The following is a 16,798-nucleotide window of genomic DNA, read 5'->3' on the forward strand; positions in this document are numbered from 1 at the left end:
TGTCCAGCTTGGCTGCGACGCACGCAGCGCAACAGCATTGACGGTGTTGTTCAGTTGTCTCCCCAAGCTCCTGGATCGGGGCCGAGGGAAGGGGGATGACCCCCTGGTCCCTCGGCTACCCGAGTCGGCCGAGCCGAAAACACGCTCGGGCCGATTGATTGGCAGCAGACTCCCAGGCTTTCGACAAGCGACTGGCAGCCGGCGCGCCTAGGCGGCGACGGTCGCGGCCTGCGGCACGGGTTCGAGCGCCTGCGCGACGATGTCGGCGACGTCCGTCATCGGCTTCACCTGCAGCGCGCCGAGCACCTCCGCCGGGACGTCGTCCAGGTCCGGCTCGTTGCGCGACGGGATGAACACCGTTGACAGGCCGGCACGCTGGGCGGCCAGCAGCTTCTGCTTCACGCCGCCGATCGGCAGCACCCGCCCGTTCAGCGTGACCTCGCCGGTCATCCCGACGTCGGAGCGCACCTGGCGTCCGGTCGCCATCGACACCAGCGCGGTCACCATCGTGACGCCGGCCGACGGCCCGTCCTTGGGCACCGCGCCCGCGGGCACGTGCACGTGGATGCGCCGGTCCAGCGCCTTGGGGTCGACCCCCAGCTCCGCGGCGTGCGAACGCACGTAGGACAGCGCGATCTGCGCCGACTCCTTCATCACGTCGCCCAACTGACCGGTCAACTGCAAACCGGGCTCGCCGTCGGTGGCTCCCGCTTCGATGTAGAGGACGTCGCCGCCCAGGCCGGTCACGGCCAGGCCGGTGGCCACCCCGGGCACCGCCGTGCGTTCGGCGGACTCGGGCGTGAACCGCGGACGGCCCAGGTAACCGACCAGGTCGGGCTCGTCGATGGTCACCGGTTCGTCGGCGATCTTGGTCGTCACCTTGCGCAGCGCCTTGGCCAGCAGCCGTTCGAACTGACGAACCCCCGGCTCGCGGGTGTAATCCGCCGCGATCTTGCGCAGCGCGGCGTCGGTGACCGTGACCTCGTCATCGTTCAGCGCGGCCCGCTCCCGCTGCCGGGGCAGCAGGTAGTCGCGGGCGATGGCGACCTTGTCGTCCTCGGTGTAGCCGTCGATAGTCACCAGCTCCATGCGGTCCAGCAGGGCCGACGGGATGTTCTCGATCACGTTGGCGGTGGCCAGGAACACCACATCGGACAGGTCCAGGTCCAGATCCAGGTAGTGGTCGCGGAACGTGTGGTTCTGCGCCGGGTCGAGCACCTCGAGCAGCGCCGCGCTCGGGTCGCCGCGGTAGTCGGATCCGACCTTGTCGATTTCGTCCAGCAGCACGACGGGATTCATCGAACCCGCCTCGCCGATCGCGCGCACGATCCGGCCCGGCAGCGCGCCCACGTAGGTGCGCCGGTGGCCGCGGATCTCGGCCTCGTCGCGGACACCGCCCAGGGCCACGCGGACGAACTTGCGGCCCAGCGCCCGGGCCACGCTCTCACCCAGCGACGTCTTCCCGACGCCGGGGGGACCGGCCAGCACCATCACGGCGCCGGAACCCCGCCCGCCGACGACCTGCAGCCCGCGCTGCGCACGCCGGGTGCGCACCGCCAGGTATTCGACGATGCGGTCCTTGACGTCGTCCAGCCCGTGGTGGTCGGCATCCAGGACGCCCCGCGCCGCGGCCAGGTCCGTCGAATCCTCGGTCCGCACGTTCCAGGGCAGGTCGAGCACGGTGTCCAGCCAGGTGCGAATCCAGCCGCTCTCCGGGCTCTGGTCGCTGGAGCGTTCCAGCTTGCCGACCTCGCGCAGCGCGGCCTCGCGCACCTTCTCGGGCAGGTCGGCGGCCTCGACGCGGGCCCGGTAGTCGTCGGACCCGTCTGGCTCGCCCTCGCCCAGCTCCTTGCGGATCGCGGCCAGCTGCTGGCGCAGCAGGAACTCCTTCTGCGTCTTCTCCATGCCGTCGCGAACGTCCTCGGCGATCTTCTCGTTGACCTCGACCTCCGCCAGGTGCGAGCTGGTCCAGTCGATCAGCACGCGCAGCCGCTCGGCCACGTCCACGGTTTCCAGTAGCTGGCGCTTCTGCACGTCGGTCAGGTATGACGCGTAGCCGGACGTGTCCGCCAGCGCCGACGGGTCGGTCAGGCTGTTGACGTAGTCGACGATCTGCCAGGCCTCGCGGCGCTGCAGCATGGCCAGCAGCAGCTTCTTGTATTCCGCGGCCAGGGCCTTGATCTCGTCGGTCGGCTCCGGCTCGGGCGCCTCGGTCACCTCGACCCACAGCGCGGCGCCGGACCCGGACGCGCCCGCCCCGATGTGTGCGCGACGCTCGCCACGCACAACGGCGGCTGTGCCGCCGCCGGCGATCCGGCCGACCTGCAGAATCTTCGCGATCACGCCGTGGCTCGGGTACCGGTCGTCCAGCCGCGGGGCGATCAGCAGCTGCCCGGACTCGCTGGCCTGCGCGGCGTCGATCGCCGCTCGCGCGGCGTCGTCCAGCGCAATCGGCACCACCATTCCGGGCAACACGATCGTCGGTGTGAACAACACCGGCACGGACTTGGCTTCAGCCATTCGATCCTCCAAAAGTTGAGTCTGCTGCGCTTAACCCAGCCGGGCACGGGTTTGTTCCCGACGTGATTTCGCCACGAGCGTGCGGCCAGCCGCACGCTCGGACGCGGGTGCGCACCGCCGTTACGCTGGCGGCGAAATCGGTCCCAGCCGCTGCAATTGCGTCACGTGCTTGGGCGAAAGCTCCTCGAGGCAGGTGGCGCCCAGTAGTCCCATCGTCCGGATGATCCCGCTCCGCAGGATCTCGATGGCGCGGGCCACACCCGCCTCGCCGCCGGCCATCAGCCCGTACAGGTAGCCCCGCCCGACCAGCGTGCACCGGGCCCCGAGCGCGATCGCCGCGACGATGTCGGCGCCGGACATGATGCCGGTGTCCACCAGGATCTCGGTGTCCTTGCCCAGCTCACGCGCGACCGTCGGCAACAGGTGGAAGGGCACCGGGGCCCGATCCAGCTGGCGCCCACCGTGATTGGACAACACGATCCCGTCGACGCCACGGTCCACGACGGCGCGGGCGTCCTCGAGCGTCTGGATCCCCTTGACCACCAGCTTGCCGGGCCATTGGGCCTTGATCCACTCCAAGTCATCGAAGGTCAGGCTGGGGTCGAACATCGTGCTGAGGTACTCGCCGACCGTGCCCGACCAGCGGTCCAGCGAAGCAAAGGCCAGCGGCTCGGTGGTCAGCAGGTCGAACCACCACTTCGGGTGCGGCACCGCGTCCAGGACGGTGCGCAGCGTCAGCGTCGGCGGGATCGTCATGCCGTTGCGGTTGTCGCGCAGCCGCACGCCCGCGACGGGGACGTCGACGGTGGCCAGCAGGGTGTCGAATCCCGCGTCGGCCGCGCGCTTCACCAGCGCCATCGAGCGGTCCCGGTCCCGCCACATGTAGAGCTGGAACCACTTGCGGCCCTGGGGAACCGCCGTGACGAGGTCTTCGATCGCCGTGGTGCCCAGGGTGGAGAGCGAGAACGGGATTCCCGCCCGCGCGGCTGCCCGCGCGCCGGCGATCTCGCCCTCGGTGTGCATCAGCCGGGTGAACCCGGTGGGCGCGATCCCGAACGGCAGCACGACCGGCTGGCCCAGGACGTTCCATCCGGCGGTGACATTGGAGACGTCGCGCAGGATGGTCGGGTGAAACTCGATGTCGCGGAACGCCTGTCGGGCCCGCGCGATGGACAGCTCGTCCTCGGCGGCGCCGTCGGTGTAGTCGAACGCCGCCCTGGGGGTGCGGCGTTTGGCGATGCGGCGCAGGTCCTCGATGGTGTACGCGGCTGCCAGGCGGCGCTTGGTCGCGTCGAGTTGCGGCCGTTTGAACTGCATCAGCGGCGCCAGGTCGCGCACCTTGGGCATTCGTCGCTTGACGGCCATGTATGCAACCGTAGTCATGTGGCATCGGCAAGCGACCCATTCGATCTGAGACGTTTCGTGTCGGCACAGTCCGGGATCTACCGCGCCGCCGTCGAAGAGCTGCGCAATGGACGAAAACGCGGTCACTGGATGTGGTTCGTCTTCCCACAACTGCGCGGGCTGGGCAGCAGTGCGATGGCGGCCCGCTACGGCATCACATCGCTCGAGGAAGCCCGCGCCTATCTGCAGCATGAGCTCCTCGGGTCGCGACTACGCGAGTGCACTCAGCTGGTCAACCAGGTGAAGGACCGCTCGATCATCGACATCTTTGGTTCGCCCGACGACCTCAAGCTGCGCTCGTCGATGACGCTGTTCGCCCACGCGACCGACGATAACCACGACTTCGTCACCCTGCTCGACAACTACTTCTACGGCCAGGAGGACCCTCTGACCTTGGCGCGGCTGACGGGCCCCTAGGCCGGGCCTAGAATCCGCCAGCCATGTGGCTCGACGACCACCGCGTCGACGACCTCCCGTGGCGGCGCCGAGGAGCCGGCGAGCACCTGCAGGTGGGCCGTGCCGAGCTCCGACAGCGGCGCGCGCATCGGCTCGTCGCCGATATTGAGCGCGACCAGCAGCGCGTTGTCACCGCTGCGCGTCTCGTAGACGTAGTGCCGGTTTTCCAGCCGCAACGCGGTCGTCGAGGCCGCGTGCAACCACGGGTGACGGCGGCGCAATCCGACGAGGAACTGGTGCAGTCTCCACATCTCGGCGCCGAACACGTCTAATTCCAGTGGGGGAGTGCCGAACTCGGGGCGCACCGCGTCGTCGCCGCCGTATCGCTCCTCCTTGACGCCGCGGAACCCGAGCTCGTCGCCGGCGTACACGCTGGGCACCCCGCCCACGGTAAGCAGGATCGCCAGCGCCTGGGCCACGTGCCCGGGTCGCTCGAGCCGGCTGGCGATGCGGGTGACGTCGTGATTGCCGATGAACGTCAGCGGGGCGAAGGTGGCCAGAAACTCGTTGTGCCGCTGCAGCGCCCAGTCCAGCTCGAAGAAGTTGCCGTCGTTGAGGCTGCTCCAGATGGCCTTCCACAGCTCGTACTGGGTCGCCGAGTCGAACTTCGCCGCCTCGACCACCGCGGCGTAGTCGCCATGGATGAGCTCGCCGACGAACCAGGCGTCCGGATGCTGCTCGCGCACCCGCGGCAGCGTCGACGCCCAGAATTGTTGCGGCACAATGTAGGCCGCGTCGAGGCGCCAGCCGTCCGCGCCGCGGCGCAGCCAGTGCGCCATCACGTCGGCGACGTAGCCGACGACCTCGGGGTTGTCATGGTTGAGCGTGATGAGTTCCGAGTGGCCCTCGAAGGTACCGCCGCTGAACCACCCCGGTGCCTCGTCGCGATAGCGCGGAAAGTCCACGCCGACGTGATTGAACACGCCGTCGAGCAGGATGCGCAGGCCGCGGCGGTGGGCCTGGGCGACGAGGTAGTCGAAGTCGGCGTCGTCCCCGAGCCGCGGATCGATCCGGTAGTGATCGGTGGTGTCGTAACCGTGTGTGCGGGAGGCGAATATCGGGCCCAGCGCGATCCCCGACGCCCCCAGCGCGATGGCATGGTCGAACCAGTCGACGAGCCGCCGCAGCCGATGTTGACTCGGCTGCGGCGGCTCGGACGATTCCGGCTCGTATGATTCCGGAAATGCCCCGACGAATCCCAGCGGATAGACCTGCCACCAAATCGCGTGCTCGATCCAGGCGGGTTTCGTCACAACGGCGCGATCAGCCGACGGCGGCCAGTGTCTGGGCGGCGACGATCGCTTGCGCCACACCGGCGACGATCGCCGCGGCCTTCAGCGCCTCGAGGATGGCCTCGCGGTCCACGCCCGCCTCGCGCAGCGTGTGCTCGTGGGCGACGACGCAGTGCGAACATCCGTTGATCGACGAAACCGCGAAGGACCAGAGCTCGAAATTCGCCTTGTCCACACCCGGGTTGGCGATGATGTTCATCCGCAGCCCGGCCCGCAGATCGTCATACTGGCCGTCCAGGAAGCCGCGGCCCCGGTAGAACACGTTATTCATGCCCATGATGGACGCGGCTCCCAGTGCCGCCTGGTACGCCTCGGCCGACAGGTAGTCGCCGGCCTCGGCGCCAATCTCGGCCAGCACCTGGGTGTTTCGCGTGGCCGCGGCGCTGGCCAGCAGGGTGCCCCAGAGCTGCTCCTCGTTCAGCACCGTGCTGCGTGTGATCGAGCCCAGGTTGAGCTTGAGGTCCTTGGCGTATTCGGGCAGCGCGGCCTTGAGGTTCTCGACGCTCATCTCGCCCCCTTATGCCGATGCCTTGAGCAGCTCGCCGGCGTCGATGGTCGGGTCGCCCTTGCGCCAGTTGCAGGCGCACAGCTCGTCGGATTGCAACGCGTCCAGGACTCGCAGCACCTCGTCGACGTTACGCCCCACGGATCCCGCGGTCGCCGAGACGAATTGGATTTCGTTATTCGGATCGACGATGAAGGTGACCCGGTCGGCGACGCCGTCGGCGTTGAGCACGCCCGTGGCCAGCGAAAGCTCCCGTTTGATGTCCGAAAGCATCGGGAAGGGCAGCTTCTTGAGGTCTTCGTGCTGCGCGCGCCACTGGAAGTGCACGAACTCGCTGTCGATCGAGACACCGAGAACCTGGGCGTCGCGGTCGGAGAACTCGTCGTTGAGCTTGCCGAACGCCGCGATCTCCGTCGGGCACACGAAGGTGAAGTCCTTGGGCCAGAAGAAGATCACGCGCCACTTGCCGTCGTGGTCCTCGTTGGTGATGGTGGTGAAGTAGTCGCCCGGTTGCTTGGCGTCGACCTTCGACAGGTCACCGCCGATCAGCGCGGTGAGCTGGTAGGCGGGGAATTGGTCGCCGATTGTCAGCAGGGACATATCGCTCCTTAACTGGAATTATTCAAGATTAGCCGTCTGCAACCATGATGCCGCCCCACGCATTTGAAGTAAAGGTGATATATCACACTATACTTATTGGTATGACCGATAAGACCTATCAGCCCACCGTCGCCGGTCTCCGCGCGTTCGTCGCGGTCGCCGAGAAGCAGCATTTCAGTAGCGCCGCAACAACTCTCGGCGTGAGCCAGTCGACGCTGTCGCAGGCGTTGGCGGCGCTGGAGGCGGGGCTGGGCACGCAGCTGATCGAAAGATCGACCCGGCGTGTCTTCTTGACGGCGGAAGGCACGCAGCTCCTGCCGCGGGCCCAGGCCGTGGTCGAGGCCGTCGACGCGTTCAGTGCCGCGGCAGTGGGCGCATCCGATCCGCTGCAGGCCGGCGTGCGGTTGGGACTGATCCCCACCGTGGCGCCCTACGTGCTGCCGACGGTGCTGGCCGGGCTGGCCGACCAACTGCCGTCGCTCACGTTGCGGGTGATCGAGGATCAAACCGAGCGGCTGCTCAGGCTGCTGCGTGAGGGAGCGCTGGACGCGGCGCTGATTGCGCTGCCCGCCTCCGACGTGCCGGGCGCGGGCATGACGGCGATCCCGATCTATGACGAGGACTTCGTGCTCGCCCTGCCGCCGGGGCATCCGCTGTCGGGCAAGCGCCGGGTGCCCGCGACCGCGCTGGCCGAGCTGCCGCTGTTGCTGCTGGACGAGGGGCACTGCCTGCGCGACCAGGCGCTGGACGTCTGCCAGAAGGCGGGCGTGCGGGCCGAGCTGGCCAACACCCGCGCCGCGTCGCTGGCCACCGCGGTGCAGTGCGTGACCGGCGGGCTGGGCGTGACGCTCATTCCGCAGAGCGCGGTACCGGTCGAGGCCGCCCGCAGCCGGCTCGGGCTCGCGCAGTTCGCCGCGCCGCGCCCGGGGCGGCGGATCGGACTGGTGTTTCGCTCCTCGAGCGGCCGCGACGAGTCCTACCGGCAACTGGCGGCGACGATCGGCACATTGATCGGCCAGGAACACGAGGTACGCCCGGTCAAATGACCGATCGCCGGCGGTAAGTTCGGCGCATGGAAAAGGTGATCGCGGTACTGATGCGCCCGGAGCCGGACGATGACTGGTGTGCCCGCCAGCGGGGTCACGTCGCCGGCGCGCTGTTGGAGCTGGGCCTGTTCGGGCTGCAGGTGAACGTCCGTGACAGCGCGGTGCGTCATTCCCTGATGACGCTGACGACGATGGACCCGCCGGCGGCCGCGGTGGTGAGCATGTGGACCCAGCAGTGCTATGGCGACCAGATGCAGGCGGCGCTGAAGTTCCTCGGCCAGGAATGCGACCAGCTGGCCGCCTACCTGGTGACGGAATCGGTCCCGCTCGCCGCGCCGCCGACCGAACCCGGTTGTCGGACAACGGGTCTGGCCAACATCGCGTTGCTGCGCCGGCCCGCACAGCTGGACCAGGCGACCTGGCTGGCCCGGTGGCAGGGCGACCACACCTCGGTGGCCATCGAGACGCAGTCGACGTTCGGCTATACCCAGAACTGGGTGGTGCGAGCTCTCACCCCGGACGCGCCGGGAATCGCGGGCATCGTCGAGGAGTTGTTCCCCGAGGAGGCGATCACCGATCTGAAGGCGTTCTTCGGTGCCGCCAACGACGACGACCTGCAATACCGGCTCGGCCGGATGGTCGCCAGCACAACTGCATTCGGCGCCAACGAGAACATCGACACGGTGCCGACCAGCCGCTACGTGTTCAGGACACCATTCCGGGATTGAGGATCGCTCATGACAACGCTCGACGAGGCAGTGGCGCTGGCCAAGGAAGAGAGCGGTCTTGCCGTGGTCTCGACGATTCGCGCCGACGAAACCGTGCAGGCCTCGCTGGTCAACGTCGGGCTGCTGCCGAATCCGGCCACCGGTGAGCCCTGCTTGGCCTTCACCACGTACGGCAAGGTCAAGCTCGCCAACCTGCGAGCACGCCCGCAACTGGCCGTCACGTTCAAGAACGGCTGGCAGTGGGCGACGGTCGAGGGCCGTGCGGAGCTGGCCGGCCCGGATGACGCGCAGGGCTGGCTGAGAGACGCCGACCAGTTGCGGCTGCTGCTGCGCGAGGTGTTCACCTCCGCCGGCGGTACCCACGACGACTGGGACGAGTACGACCGCGTCATGGCCAAGGAGCGGCGCGCGGTGGTGCTGATCGCGCCGACCCGCGTCTACAGCAACGGCTGACCGTTAGGCTGCAGCGGTGACGCTGCAGATCGACGACAAGAACCGGGTACGCACCCTCACGCTCAATCGGCCCGAGGCGCTCAACGCGTTCAACGAAGCGCTGTATGACGCGACGGCGGACGCGCTTCTGGCCGCCGCCGACGATCCCGAGGTCGCCGTCGTCCTGCTGACCGGCGCGGGCCGCGGGTTCAGCGCGGGCACCGACCTCGCCGAGATGCAGGCGCGGATCACCGACCCGGGCTTCACGCCCGGAAAGCACGGCTTCCCCGGCCTGATCGACGCGCTCGCCGCGTTCCCGAAGCCCCTGATCTGCGCCGTCAACGGCGTCGGCGTGGGGATCGGCGCCACCATCCTCGGCTACGCCGACCTTGCCTTCATGTCGTCGACTGCCCGGCTGAAGTGCCCCTTCACCAGCCTGGGCGTGGCCCCCGAGGCGGCTTCGTCGTATCTGCTGCCGCAGCTGGTGGGCCGGCAGAACGCCGCCTGGCTGTTGATGTCCTCGGAATGGGTCGACGCCGACGAGGCGCTGCGGATGGGTCTGGTCTGGCGGGTCTGCGACCCGGAGGACCTGCTACCCGAGGCACGCCGCCACGCGGAAGTCCTTGCGGCCCGGCCGATTTCGAGCCTGATGGCCGTCAAGCACACGATGATGGAACCGGTGCGTCCCGAGATCGCGGCGGCCAGCGCACGCGAGGGCGCTCACTTCGCCGAATTGATGGGCGCACAGGCCAACGCCGCGGCCCTGGCGGACTTCAACAAGCGCTAGCTATTGGGCCGGCTCGAATTGGCGCGAGGCGGCGATGATCGCGCGCAGGGTGCGCCTGCAGCGCCCGCAGTCGCCGCCGGCCCCGCACGCCTCGGCGACCTCCTTGGACGTCGACGCTCCCTGCGCCACGACGTCCGACACGGTTTGATTGGTGGCCCCGACGCACAGGCATACGTACATCAGCGCACCCCTCGGGCGCGGGCGTAAGCCGAGCGAACCAGCCGCATGTTAGCGAAGTCTACCCTAAGTAGGTTAGCGACGCCTAACCCCAAAAAAGTGACCCGCGCGACACACTGAGCACAGCCATACCTTCCTGGAAGATTCCCATCCGGCATGGCAAAGTGCTGGTAGCGCCCGGTGTTTCAGCCCAGCCCGCCGCCGCGGCGAGACGTGACAGCCCTCAGACGCTAGGAGTGACGATGCAAGGTGATCCGGATGTTCTGCGCCTGCTCAACGAGCAGCTGACCAGCGAGCTCACCGCGATCAACCAGTACTTCCTGCACTCAAAGATGCAGGACAACTGGGGCTTCACCGAGCTGGCCCAGAAGACCCGCGAAGAGTCGTTCGACGAGATGCGCCACGCCGAGGAGATCACCGACCGCATCCTGCTGCTCGACGGGTTGCCGAACTACCAGCGCCTCTTCTCGTTGCGCGTCGGCCAGACGCTGCGCGAGCAGTTCGAGGCCGACCTGGCCATCGAATACGAGGTGCTGGATCGGCTCAAGCCGGGGATCATCATGTGCCGCGAGAAGCAGGACAGCACCAGCGCGAACATCCTGGAAAAGATCGTGGCCGACGAGGAAAAGCACGTCGACTACCTGGAGACCCAGTTGGAGTTGATGGAAAAGCTGGGCGAGGAGCTGTACTCGGCGCAGTGCGTGTCGCGTCCGCCGAGCTGACGAGTTGATTGCCGCCGCCTGACGCTGGGCACCCGTATGCATCGGGCGCCGACGGAAGGGCAGGCATGACGAGCACGACACCGGCTGCGGTTCCGACCCGCCAGGCCCACGAGTCCCCGCCCGGCGACGCCGCGGTCAACCCGCAGCGACGGAATTTCATCTTCGTGGCGGTCCTGCTCGGCATGCTCATGGCGGCACTGGACCAGACGATCGTTGCGACCGCGCTGCCGACCATCGTCGCCAACCTCGGCGGGGCGGGCCATCAATCGTGGGTGGTCACCAGTTACCTGCTGGCGTCGACCATCATGACCGCCCTCGTCGGCAAGTTCGGTGACCTGTTCGGCCGCAAGCGGGTGTTCCAGGCGGCCGTGGTGTTTTTCGTCGGCGGGTCAGTGCTGTGTGGGCTCTCGACGTCGATGGGCATGCTGGTGGCGGCGCGCGCGCTGCAGGGCATCGGGGGCGGCGGGCTTATGGTGACGGCCATGGCGCTGATCGGCGAGGTGATTCCGCTACGCGATCGCGGGCGCTACCAGGGCGCGATGGGCGCGGTATTCGGCGTCACCACGGTGATCGGGCCCCTGCTCGGCGGGTACTTCACGGACCACTTCACCTGGCGCTGGGCGTTCTGGATCAACGTGCCGATTTCCGTCGTGGTCTTCTTCGTGGCGGCCGCGGCCATCCCGGCACTCTCCGACCGCAGCAAACCGGTCATCGACTACGTCGGGATCCTGCTCGTCGGGCTGGGTGCCTCGGGCCTGACGCTGGCCACCAGCTGGGGCGGCACCACGTATCCGTGGGGCTCGGCGACGATCGTCGGGCTGTTCGCCGGTTCCGCGGTGGCCCTCGGGACCTTCGTCTGGGTCGAAAGCCGCACGGCCGCACCGATTCTGCCGACCCGGTTGTTCGGCAGCCCGGTTTTCACGGTGTGCTGCGTGCTGTCCTTCGTAGTGGGGTTCGCGATGCTGGGCGCCCTGACGTTCCTGCCCACGTACATGCAGTTCGTCGACGGCGTCTCGGCCACCACGTCGGGCCTGCGCACGCTTCCCATGGTGGTGGGGATGCTGACCACGTCGATGGGCAGCGGTGTGCTCGTCGGCCGGACGGGCCGATACAAGGTCTTTCCCGTCGCGGGCACCGCGGTGATGGCGGTGGCTTTTTTCCTGATGTCGCGGATGGACCCGTCGACGTCGGCCTTGGTGCAGTCGCTGTTCCTGGTCATCCTCGGCGCGGGGATCGGGATGTGCATGCAGACGCTGGTCCTCATCGTGCAGAACACCTCGAGCTTCGACGACCTCGGGGTCGCCACCTCGGGCGTGACCTTTTTCCGCACCATCGGAAGTTCTTTCGGCGCAGCGATATTCGGTTCGCTGTTCACCAACTTCCTGCACAGTCGGATCGGTCCGGCCCTGGCCGCCGGCCGCGCGCCGGCCGCGGCGGCCGCGTCACCCGAGGCGCTGCACCGGCTGCCCCGCGACATGGCCGCGCCGATCGTGCGGGCCTACGCCGACTCGCTCACCCAGGTATTCCTGTGGGCGGTTCCGGTCGCTCTGGTCGGCTTCGTCTTGGCGCTGTTCCTGCGCGAGGTGCCACTGCGCGGCATCGGCAACAAGCGGGGCGACATCGGTGAAGCGTTTGCCATGCCGACCAGCCAGACTCCCGACGAGATGCTGGAGGCCGCGATCGGCCGGCTGCTGCGGGGCGTTCCCGGCATGCGACTGCGCAGTATCGCGATGCGACCCGATTGCCGGCTCGACGTCGCCGGGTTGTGGGGCGTCCTGCGTATCAACCGCTACGGGCAGATGTACGGGGTCGCGCGGCTCACCGACATAGCGGACTACCTGCGCATCCCGTTCGAGGTGCTGGAGCCCACCTTCTCCCGCCTCGTCGCCGCCGGTTACGCGCGGGGCGACGGCGACGAATTGTGGCTGACCCCCGCCGGGGCGCAGCAGGTCGACTATGTCCAGGCGCTGCTCGTGGCCTGGCTCGTCGACAAGCTGGAACGCTCGCCCGGCTTCGAGGGGCGCCCCGACCGCAGGCAGGTGCAGGCCGCGCTCGAACGCGTCGCGCATCGCGTGCTGGCCCAACGTGATTGGGACGACGAGACGCCGACGGTGGCCATAAACGCGCTAGGTCAGGGGGCTGGGCGTACCATCACGCCATGAGCCGAATCGGAACGTTCGCTGACGACGACATCTATGGCTGGGCCGCGAAGTCTCCGGACCTCGGCGGCGCGATCGCCAACTTCAGCCAGGCGGTCTACACCAAGAACCGGCTGCCCATGCGCACCCGAGAACTGGCGCGCACGGTCATCGCCCATGACAACGAATGCACGGTGTGCATGAACACCCGCGACGCCGACGGGCCCGCGGCGGGCGTCGACGAAGAGCTCTACGAGCACGCGCTGGAGTGGCGCACCTGGCCCGGCTACAGCGAGCAGGAGCGCCTGGCCGCCGAGTTCGCGCACCGCTTCGGCACCGAACACACCAAGCTGCGCGACGACGAGGACTTCTGGGCCCGCGCCAACGAGCACTTCTCCGAGGAGCTGCTCGCCGACCTCGCCATGTCCTGCGCCCTGTGGGTCGGGATGGGCCGGATGCTGCGCACCCTCGACATCGGTCAGGCCTGCAAGCTCACCCTGCCCAGCCGCGCCTAGGCGTCGCGACACTGCAACGGCTGCGACGGCGTGCCGGGAAACGTCGCAGCCGGTTAAGTTTCGCGGGCACAAATCGCCTCGCCGCCATGTTGCGGTACCTGTGAAGATTCGTTTCGGCGTCAGCCTGGGCGCGGATACCCCTCCGGACCGGCTCGCCGGCATCGTCGATCACCTGGAGAGCAGCGGTGTGGACTCGCTGTGGTTCTCCGAGCTGGTCTACTCCCCGGCGGTCGATCCGGTGGTCGGCATGGCCTACGCGCTGGCCCGCACGGCCCGGCTGAAGGTGGGCACGTCGGTGGCCGTGCTGCCGGGCCGGCACCCGGTGCTGGTGGCCAAGCAGCTCGCGTCGTTGGCCGCCGTCGCCCCCAAGCGGGTCCTGCCCGTCTTCGGGCTGCGGTCGGCGATCCCGGCCGAGCGCGAGGTGTTCGTCGTCCCCGACGGGGAACGCGCGGCGGTGTTCGACGAGGCGCTGCGGGTGCTGCGCGCGGCGCTGGTCGACGATTCGGCGACCTACAGCGGGCGGTATTTCACGGTGAGCGGGGCCGCGGTCGCCCCGCGGCCGGAGCCGCCGCTGGACATCTGGCTGGGTGGTTCGGCGCCGGCGGCGTTTCGGCGCATCGGCGCGCTGGCCGACGGCTGGCTGGGCAGTTTCCTCACCCCTGCCGAGGCCCGCGCCGGGCGCGAGGCGATCGAACGCGCCGCGGAGCGGGCCGGGAGGCGAATCGAGCCCGATCACTACGGCATCTCGCTGGCCGTCGCGGACGGCGAGTTGTCCCCGGAGCTGATGGCCGCGGCCCGCCGGCGTCGCCCCGAACTCGATCCCGGCGAGCTGATCGCCGCCGATTGGGACCGGCTGCACCGCCAACTCGACGGCTACCTCGACGCCGGGCTGACAAAGTTCGTCATCCGCCCGGCCGGCATGGCGCCGCTGGACGGCTTCCTCGACCGGTTCGCCGCCGAGTTGATCCCGCGCCAGAACTGATCGACTTGCCACAATGGCAGCCATGACAGCCACGCCCCTCGCCGCCGCCGCGATCGCCCAGCTGGAGGGCGAAGGCGTCGACACCGTCATCGGCTCCGTGGTGAACCCCGCCGGTCTCACACACGCCAAGACCGTGCCCATCCGGCGCACCAACACCTTCGCCGATCCCGGCCTGGGCGCCAGCCCGTCCTGGCACGGATTCGCCATCGACCAGAGCGGCATCGCCTTCAGCGACGACGTCGGGGTGGTCGGCGACCAGCGGCTGCGCATCGACCTGTCGGCGATGCGGATCGTCGGCGACGGGCTGGCCTGGGCGCCCGCCTCGTTCTTCGAGCAGGACGGCACGCCCGTTCCGGCGTGCGCCCGCGGAACGCTGGGCCGGATCGAGGCCGCGCTCGACGAAGCGGGCCTCGAGGCGGTCGTCGGGCACGAGATCGAGTTCCTCCTCGTCGCCCCCGACGGCGGCCGGCTGCCCGCGACGCTGTGGGCGCAGTACGGCCTCGCCGGCGTGCTCGAACACGAGGCCTTCATTCGCGACGTCAACGCCGCGGCCACGAGGGCCGGTGTGGCGATCGAGCAGTTCCACCCCGAGTACGGGGCCAACCAGTTCGAGATCTCGCTGGCGCCGCTGGCTCCGGTCGCCGCCGCCGACCAGCTGGCGGTGACCCGGCTCATCATTGGCCGGGCCGCCCGCCGCCAAGGGTTGCGCGTCAGCATGTCGCCGGCGCCGTTCGCCGGCAGCGTCGGATCCGGCGCACACCAACACTTTTCGCTGACGAGCGCCGAAGGGCCGCTGTTTTCCGACGGGGCCGGGCGCGCGGGCATGACGGCGGCGGGGGAGAACGCCGTCGCCGGGGTGGTCGCGGGGCTGCCCGACGCCCAGGGCGTCCTGTGCGGATCGATCGTGTCGGGTCTGCGGATGCGGCCCGGCAACTGGGCCGGGGCCTACGCATGCTGGGGAACCGAGAACCGGGAGGCCGCCGTGCGGTTCGTCAAGGGCGGGCCCGCGAGTCCTCGTGGCGCCAACGTCGAAGTCAAGATCGTGGATCCCTCCGCCAACCCGTACCTGGCGACGGCGGCGATCCTCGGCCTGGCGCTGGACGGAATCAGGCGCGAGGCGGAACTGCCCCCCGAGATCACCGTGGACCCGGCCAACCTGTCCGAGTCGGAACGCGCCGAGGCCGGCATCGTGCGGCTGCCCGAAGCCCAGTCGGAAGCCCTTGCCGCGCTTGATGGTTCGGCGCTGCTGCGGGGAATCCTGGGCGACGCCGCGGTCGACATGGTGGTCGCGGTCCGGCGCCTGGAGCATCAGCGCTACGGCGACCTCGATCCGGAGCACCTGGCGGACAAGTTCCGGATGGCCTGGAGCCTGTGAACGCCCTGGCCGAACACATCGATCAGGTGGCGCTGATCGACCAGCACGTGCACGGGTCCTGGTTGGCGGCGGGGGATCGGGCGCGGTTCGAGAACGCCCTCAACGAGGCCAACACCGAACCGCTCATGGATTCCGGCCTCGACTCCCAGCTCGGCTTCGCGGTGCGCGCCCATTGCGCACCCATCCTGGGTCTGCCCAAACACGTTGAACCGCAAGCCTACTGGGAACACCGCAGCCAGCACACCGAGGCGGAGCTGGCGCGCCTGTTCCTGCCAACCGCCGGGGTGAGCGACTGGCTGGTGGACACCGGGATCGACGGCGTCGCCGGCCTCGCCGAGCTTCGCGAGTGGTCGGGCAACCGCACCCACGAGGTCATCCGGCTCGAGCAGGTGGCGGAGCAGGCCGCGCAGGCGCCGGGTGACTACGCGTCGGCCTTCGAGGAGATCCTGCACCGGCGCGCGGCCACCGCGGTCGGCACCAAGTCGATCCTGGCCTACCGCGGCGGGTTCGACGGTGACCTGAGCGAACCGTCGGCGCCCCAGGTCGCCGAGGCCGCGGGACGGTGGCGCCACGACGGCGGCACCCGGCTACGGGATCGGGTGCTGCTGCGGTTCGGGCTGCACCAGGCGCTGCGGCTGGGCAAGCCCCTGCAATTCCACGTCGGCTTCGGCGACCGGGACTGCGATCTGCACCGGGCCAACCCGCTGCTGCTACTCGATTTCCTGCGCCAGTCCGGGGGCACGCCGATCGTGCTGTTGCACTGCTATCCCTACGAGCGCGAGGCCGGTTACCTGGCGCAGGGGTTCAACAACGTCTACGTCGACGGGGGGCTGAGCGTCAATTACCTGGGGGCGCGCGCCCCGTGGTTCATCGCGCGGCTGCTGGAAATGGCGCCCTTTCGCAGGATCTTGTACTCATCGGACGGGTACGGCCCCGCGGAGTTGCACTTCCTCGGTGCGACGTTGTGGCGCAAGGGTATTCATCGCGTGTTGAGCGGATTCGTCGCCGACGAAGAGTGGAGCCGGGACGACGCGATCCGGGTGGTCGACCTCGTCGCCCGTGACAACGCCGCCCGCATCTACCGCGTTTGACGCCCGGTAGCACCGGGGTACCCCGCCG

Annotated in this window: 17 protein-coding genes; 11 read left to right on the top strand and 6 right to left on the bottom strand. The window is 68.9% G+C overall.

Going from position 1 to position 16,798, the window contains the following annotated elements:
• Positions 1-207 precede the first annotated feature (207 nt).
• Together lon and AC5Y5E_RS24955 are read right to left on the bottom strand one after the other, a co-directional pair.
• Positions 208-2,520, bottom strand: coding sequence for an endopeptidase La (gene lon / locus AC5Y5E_RS24950; protein ID WP_499905853.1), 2,313 nt, complete (start codon positions 2,518-2,520; stop codon positions 208-210).
• A gap of 120 nt (positions 2,521-2,640) precedes the next feature.
• Positions 2,641-3,885, bottom strand: a complete 1,245-nt coding sequence (locus tag AC5Y5E_RS24955) for an alpha-hydroxy acid oxidase (RefSeq protein WP_499905855.1) — start codon at positions 3,883-3,885, stop codon at positions 2,641-2,643.
• An 18-nt stretch (positions 3,886-3,903) separates the two neighbouring features.
• Here AC5Y5E_RS24955 and AC5Y5E_RS24960 point away from each other — a divergent pair, with 18 nt between their 5' ends.
• Positions 3,904-4,341 (top strand): DUF1810 domain-containing protein, encoded by a 438-nt coding sequence (locus AC5Y5E_RS24960; RefSeq protein ID WP_499905857.1) that lies wholly within the window; start codon positions 3,904-3,906, stop codon positions 4,339-4,341.
• Here the strand turns inward: AC5Y5E_RS24960 and AC5Y5E_RS24965 are convergent.
• The 3 genes from AC5Y5E_RS24965 to AC5Y5E_RS24975 are packed head-to-tail and all read right to left on the bottom strand — an operon-like array spanning position 4,338 to position 6,777.
• Positions 4,338-5,633, bottom strand: coding sequence for an alpha-amylase family protein (locus tag AC5Y5E_RS24965; RefSeq protein WP_499905859.1), 1,296 nt, complete (start codon positions 5,631-5,633; stop codon positions 4,338-4,340). The genes AC5Y5E_RS24960 and AC5Y5E_RS24965 overlap by 4 nt on opposite strands.
• 10 nt (positions 5,634-5,643) lie before the next feature.
• The gene (locus AC5Y5E_RS24970) at positions 5,644-6,180 is read right to left on the bottom strand and encodes an alkyl hydroperoxide reductase (RefSeq protein WP_068140282.1); all 537 of its coding nucleotides are present in this window, start codon (positions 6,178-6,180) and stop codon (positions 5,644-5,646) included.
• Positions 6,181-6,189: 9 nt separating this feature from the next.
• The gene (locus AC5Y5E_RS24975; RefSeq protein ID WP_499905861.1) at positions 6,190-6,777 is read right to left on the bottom strand and encodes a peroxiredoxin; all 588 of its coding nucleotides are present in this window, start codon (positions 6,775-6,777) and stop codon (positions 6,190-6,192) included.
• Positions 6,778-6,878: 101 nt separating this feature from the next.
• On the opposite strand from AC5Y5E_RS24975, the gene AC5Y5E_RS24980 reads away from it, so the two are divergent.
• Genes AC5Y5E_RS24980 through AC5Y5E_RS24995 form a run of 4 tightly spaced genes read left to right on the top strand, consistent with a single transcriptional unit; the run spans position 6,879 to position 9,770 of the window.
• The gene (locus AC5Y5E_RS24980; RefSeq protein ID WP_499905862.1) at positions 6,879-7,823 is read left to right on the top strand and encodes a hydrogen peroxide-inducible genes activator; all 945 of its coding nucleotides are present in this window, start codon (positions 6,879-6,881) and stop codon (positions 7,821-7,823) included.
• A 26-nt stretch (positions 7,824-7,849) separates the two neighbouring features.
• Entirely contained in the window at positions 7,850-8,551 is a 702-nt protein-coding gene (locus AC5Y5E_RS24985; protein WP_499905863.1) for an EthD domain-containing protein, read from the top strand.
• 9 nt (positions 8,552-8,560) lie between these two features.
• Complete coding sequence (locus AC5Y5E_RS24990) at positions 8,561-9,004, top strand: PPOX class F420-dependent oxidoreductase (RefSeq protein WP_499905864.1); 444 nt, start codon at positions 8,561-8,563, stop codon at positions 9,002-9,004.
• 16 nt (positions 9,005-9,020) lie between these two features.
• Positions 9,021-9,770 (top strand): enoyl-CoA hydratase/isomerase family protein, encoded by a 750-nt coding sequence (locus tag AC5Y5E_RS24995; protein WP_499905866.1) that lies wholly within the window; start codon positions 9,021-9,023, stop codon positions 9,768-9,770.
• Here AC5Y5E_RS24995 and AC5Y5E_RS25000 read toward each other — a convergent pair whose 3' ends face one another.
• Positions 9,771-9,950, bottom strand: a complete 180-nt coding sequence (locus tag AC5Y5E_RS25000) for a (2Fe-2S)-binding protein (RefSeq protein WP_067008254.1) — start codon at positions 9,948-9,950, stop codon at positions 9,771-9,773. It lies immediately after the preceding gene.
• A 239-nt stretch (positions 9,951-10,189) separates the two neighbouring features.
• On the opposite strand from AC5Y5E_RS25000, the gene bfr reads away from it, so the two are divergent.
• The 6 genes from bfr (at position 10,190) to AC5Y5E_RS25030 (ending at position 16,770) form a co-directional block, all read left to right on the top strand.
• Positions 10,190-10,669, top strand: coding sequence for a bacterioferritin (gene bfr, locus AC5Y5E_RS25005; protein ID WP_499905867.1), 480 nt, complete (start codon positions 10,190-10,192; stop codon positions 10,667-10,669).
• A 65-nt stretch (positions 10,670-10,734) separates the two neighbouring features.
• Positions 10,735-12,831, top strand: a complete 2,097-nt coding sequence (locus tag AC5Y5E_RS25010; RefSeq protein ID WP_499905869.1) for an MDR family MFS transporter — start codon at positions 10,735-10,737, stop codon at positions 12,829-12,831.
• Complete coding sequence (locus tag AC5Y5E_RS25015; protein WP_066932920.1) at positions 12,828-13,322, top strand: carboxymuconolactone decarboxylase family protein; 495 nt, start codon at positions 12,828-12,830, stop codon at positions 13,320-13,322. Before AC5Y5E_RS25010 ends, AC5Y5E_RS25015 begins: the two co-directional genes overlap by 4 nt.
• A 100-nt stretch (positions 13,323-13,422) precedes the next feature.
• Positions 13,423-14,304 (top strand): TIGR03854 family LLM class F420-dependent oxidoreductase, encoded by an 882-nt coding sequence (locus AC5Y5E_RS25020; RefSeq protein WP_499905871.1) that lies wholly within the window; start codon positions 13,423-13,425, stop codon positions 14,302-14,304.
• A 22-nt stretch (positions 14,305-14,326) separates the two neighbouring features.
• Positions 14,327-15,679, top strand: a complete 1,353-nt coding sequence (locus AC5Y5E_RS25025) for a type I glutamate--ammonia ligase (RefSeq protein WP_499905872.1) — start codon at positions 14,327-14,329, stop codon at positions 15,677-15,679.
• Positions 15,676-16,770, top strand: coding sequence for an amidohydrolase family protein (locus tag AC5Y5E_RS25030; protein ID WP_499905874.1), 1,095 nt, complete (start codon positions 15,676-15,678; stop codon positions 16,768-16,770). Before AC5Y5E_RS25025 ends, AC5Y5E_RS25030 begins: the two co-directional genes overlap by 4 nt.
• Positions 16,771-16,798 lie beyond the last annotated feature (28 nt).

It is taken from the genome of Mycobacterium sp. NGS54, assembly GCF_059812465.1.

Excerpts from the sequence above, each read along its gene's own strand:
- AC5Y5E_RS25025 (WP_499905872.1), top strand. The coding sequence starts at position 14,327 with ATGACAGCCACGCCCCTCGCCGCCGCCGCGATCGCCCAGCTGGAGGGC.
- AC5Y5E_RS24975 (WP_499905861.1), bottom strand. The coding sequence starts at position 6,777 with ATGTCCCTGCTGACAATCGGCGACCAATTCCCCGCCTACCAGCTCACC.
- AC5Y5E_RS25010 (WP_499905869.1), top strand. The coding sequence starts at position 10,735 with ATGACGAGCACGACACCGGCTGCGGTTCCGACCCGCCAGGCCCACGAG.
- AC5Y5E_RS24970 (WP_068140282.1), bottom strand. The coding sequence starts at position 6,180 with ATGAGCGTCGAGAACCTCAAGGCCGCGCTGCCCGAATACGCCAAGGAC.
- AC5Y5E_RS24990 (WP_499905864.1), top strand. The coding sequence starts at position 8,561 with ATGACAACGCTCGACGAGGCAGTGGCGCTGGCCAAGGAAGAGAGCGGT.
- AC5Y5E_RS25015 (WP_066932920.1), top strand. The coding sequence starts at position 12,828 with ATGAGCCGAATCGGAACGTTCGCTGACGACGACATCTATGGCTGGGCC.
- lon (WP_499905853.1), bottom strand. The coding sequence starts at position 2,520 with ATGGCTGAAGCCAAGTCCGTGCCGGTGTTGTTCACACCGACGATCGTG.
- AC5Y5E_RS24985 (WP_499905863.1), top strand. The coding sequence starts at position 7,850 with ATGGAAAAGGTGATCGCGGTACTGATGCGCCCGGAGCCGGACGATGAC.
- AC5Y5E_RS24980 (WP_499905862.1), top strand. The coding sequence starts at position 6,879 with ATGACCGATAAGACCTATCAGCCCACCGTCGCCGGTCTCCGCGCGTTC.
- AC5Y5E_RS25000 (WP_067008254.1), bottom strand. The coding sequence starts at position 9,950 with ATGTACGTATGCCTGTGCGTCGGGGCCACCAATCAAACCGTGTCGGAC.
- AC5Y5E_RS24955 (WP_499905855.1), bottom strand. The coding sequence starts at position 3,885 with ATGGCCGTCAAGCGACGAATGCCCAAGGTGCGCGACCTGGCGCCGCTG.
- bfr (WP_499905867.1), top strand. The coding sequence starts at position 10,190 with ATGCAAGGTGATCCGGATGTTCTGCGCCTGCTCAACGAGCAGCTGACC.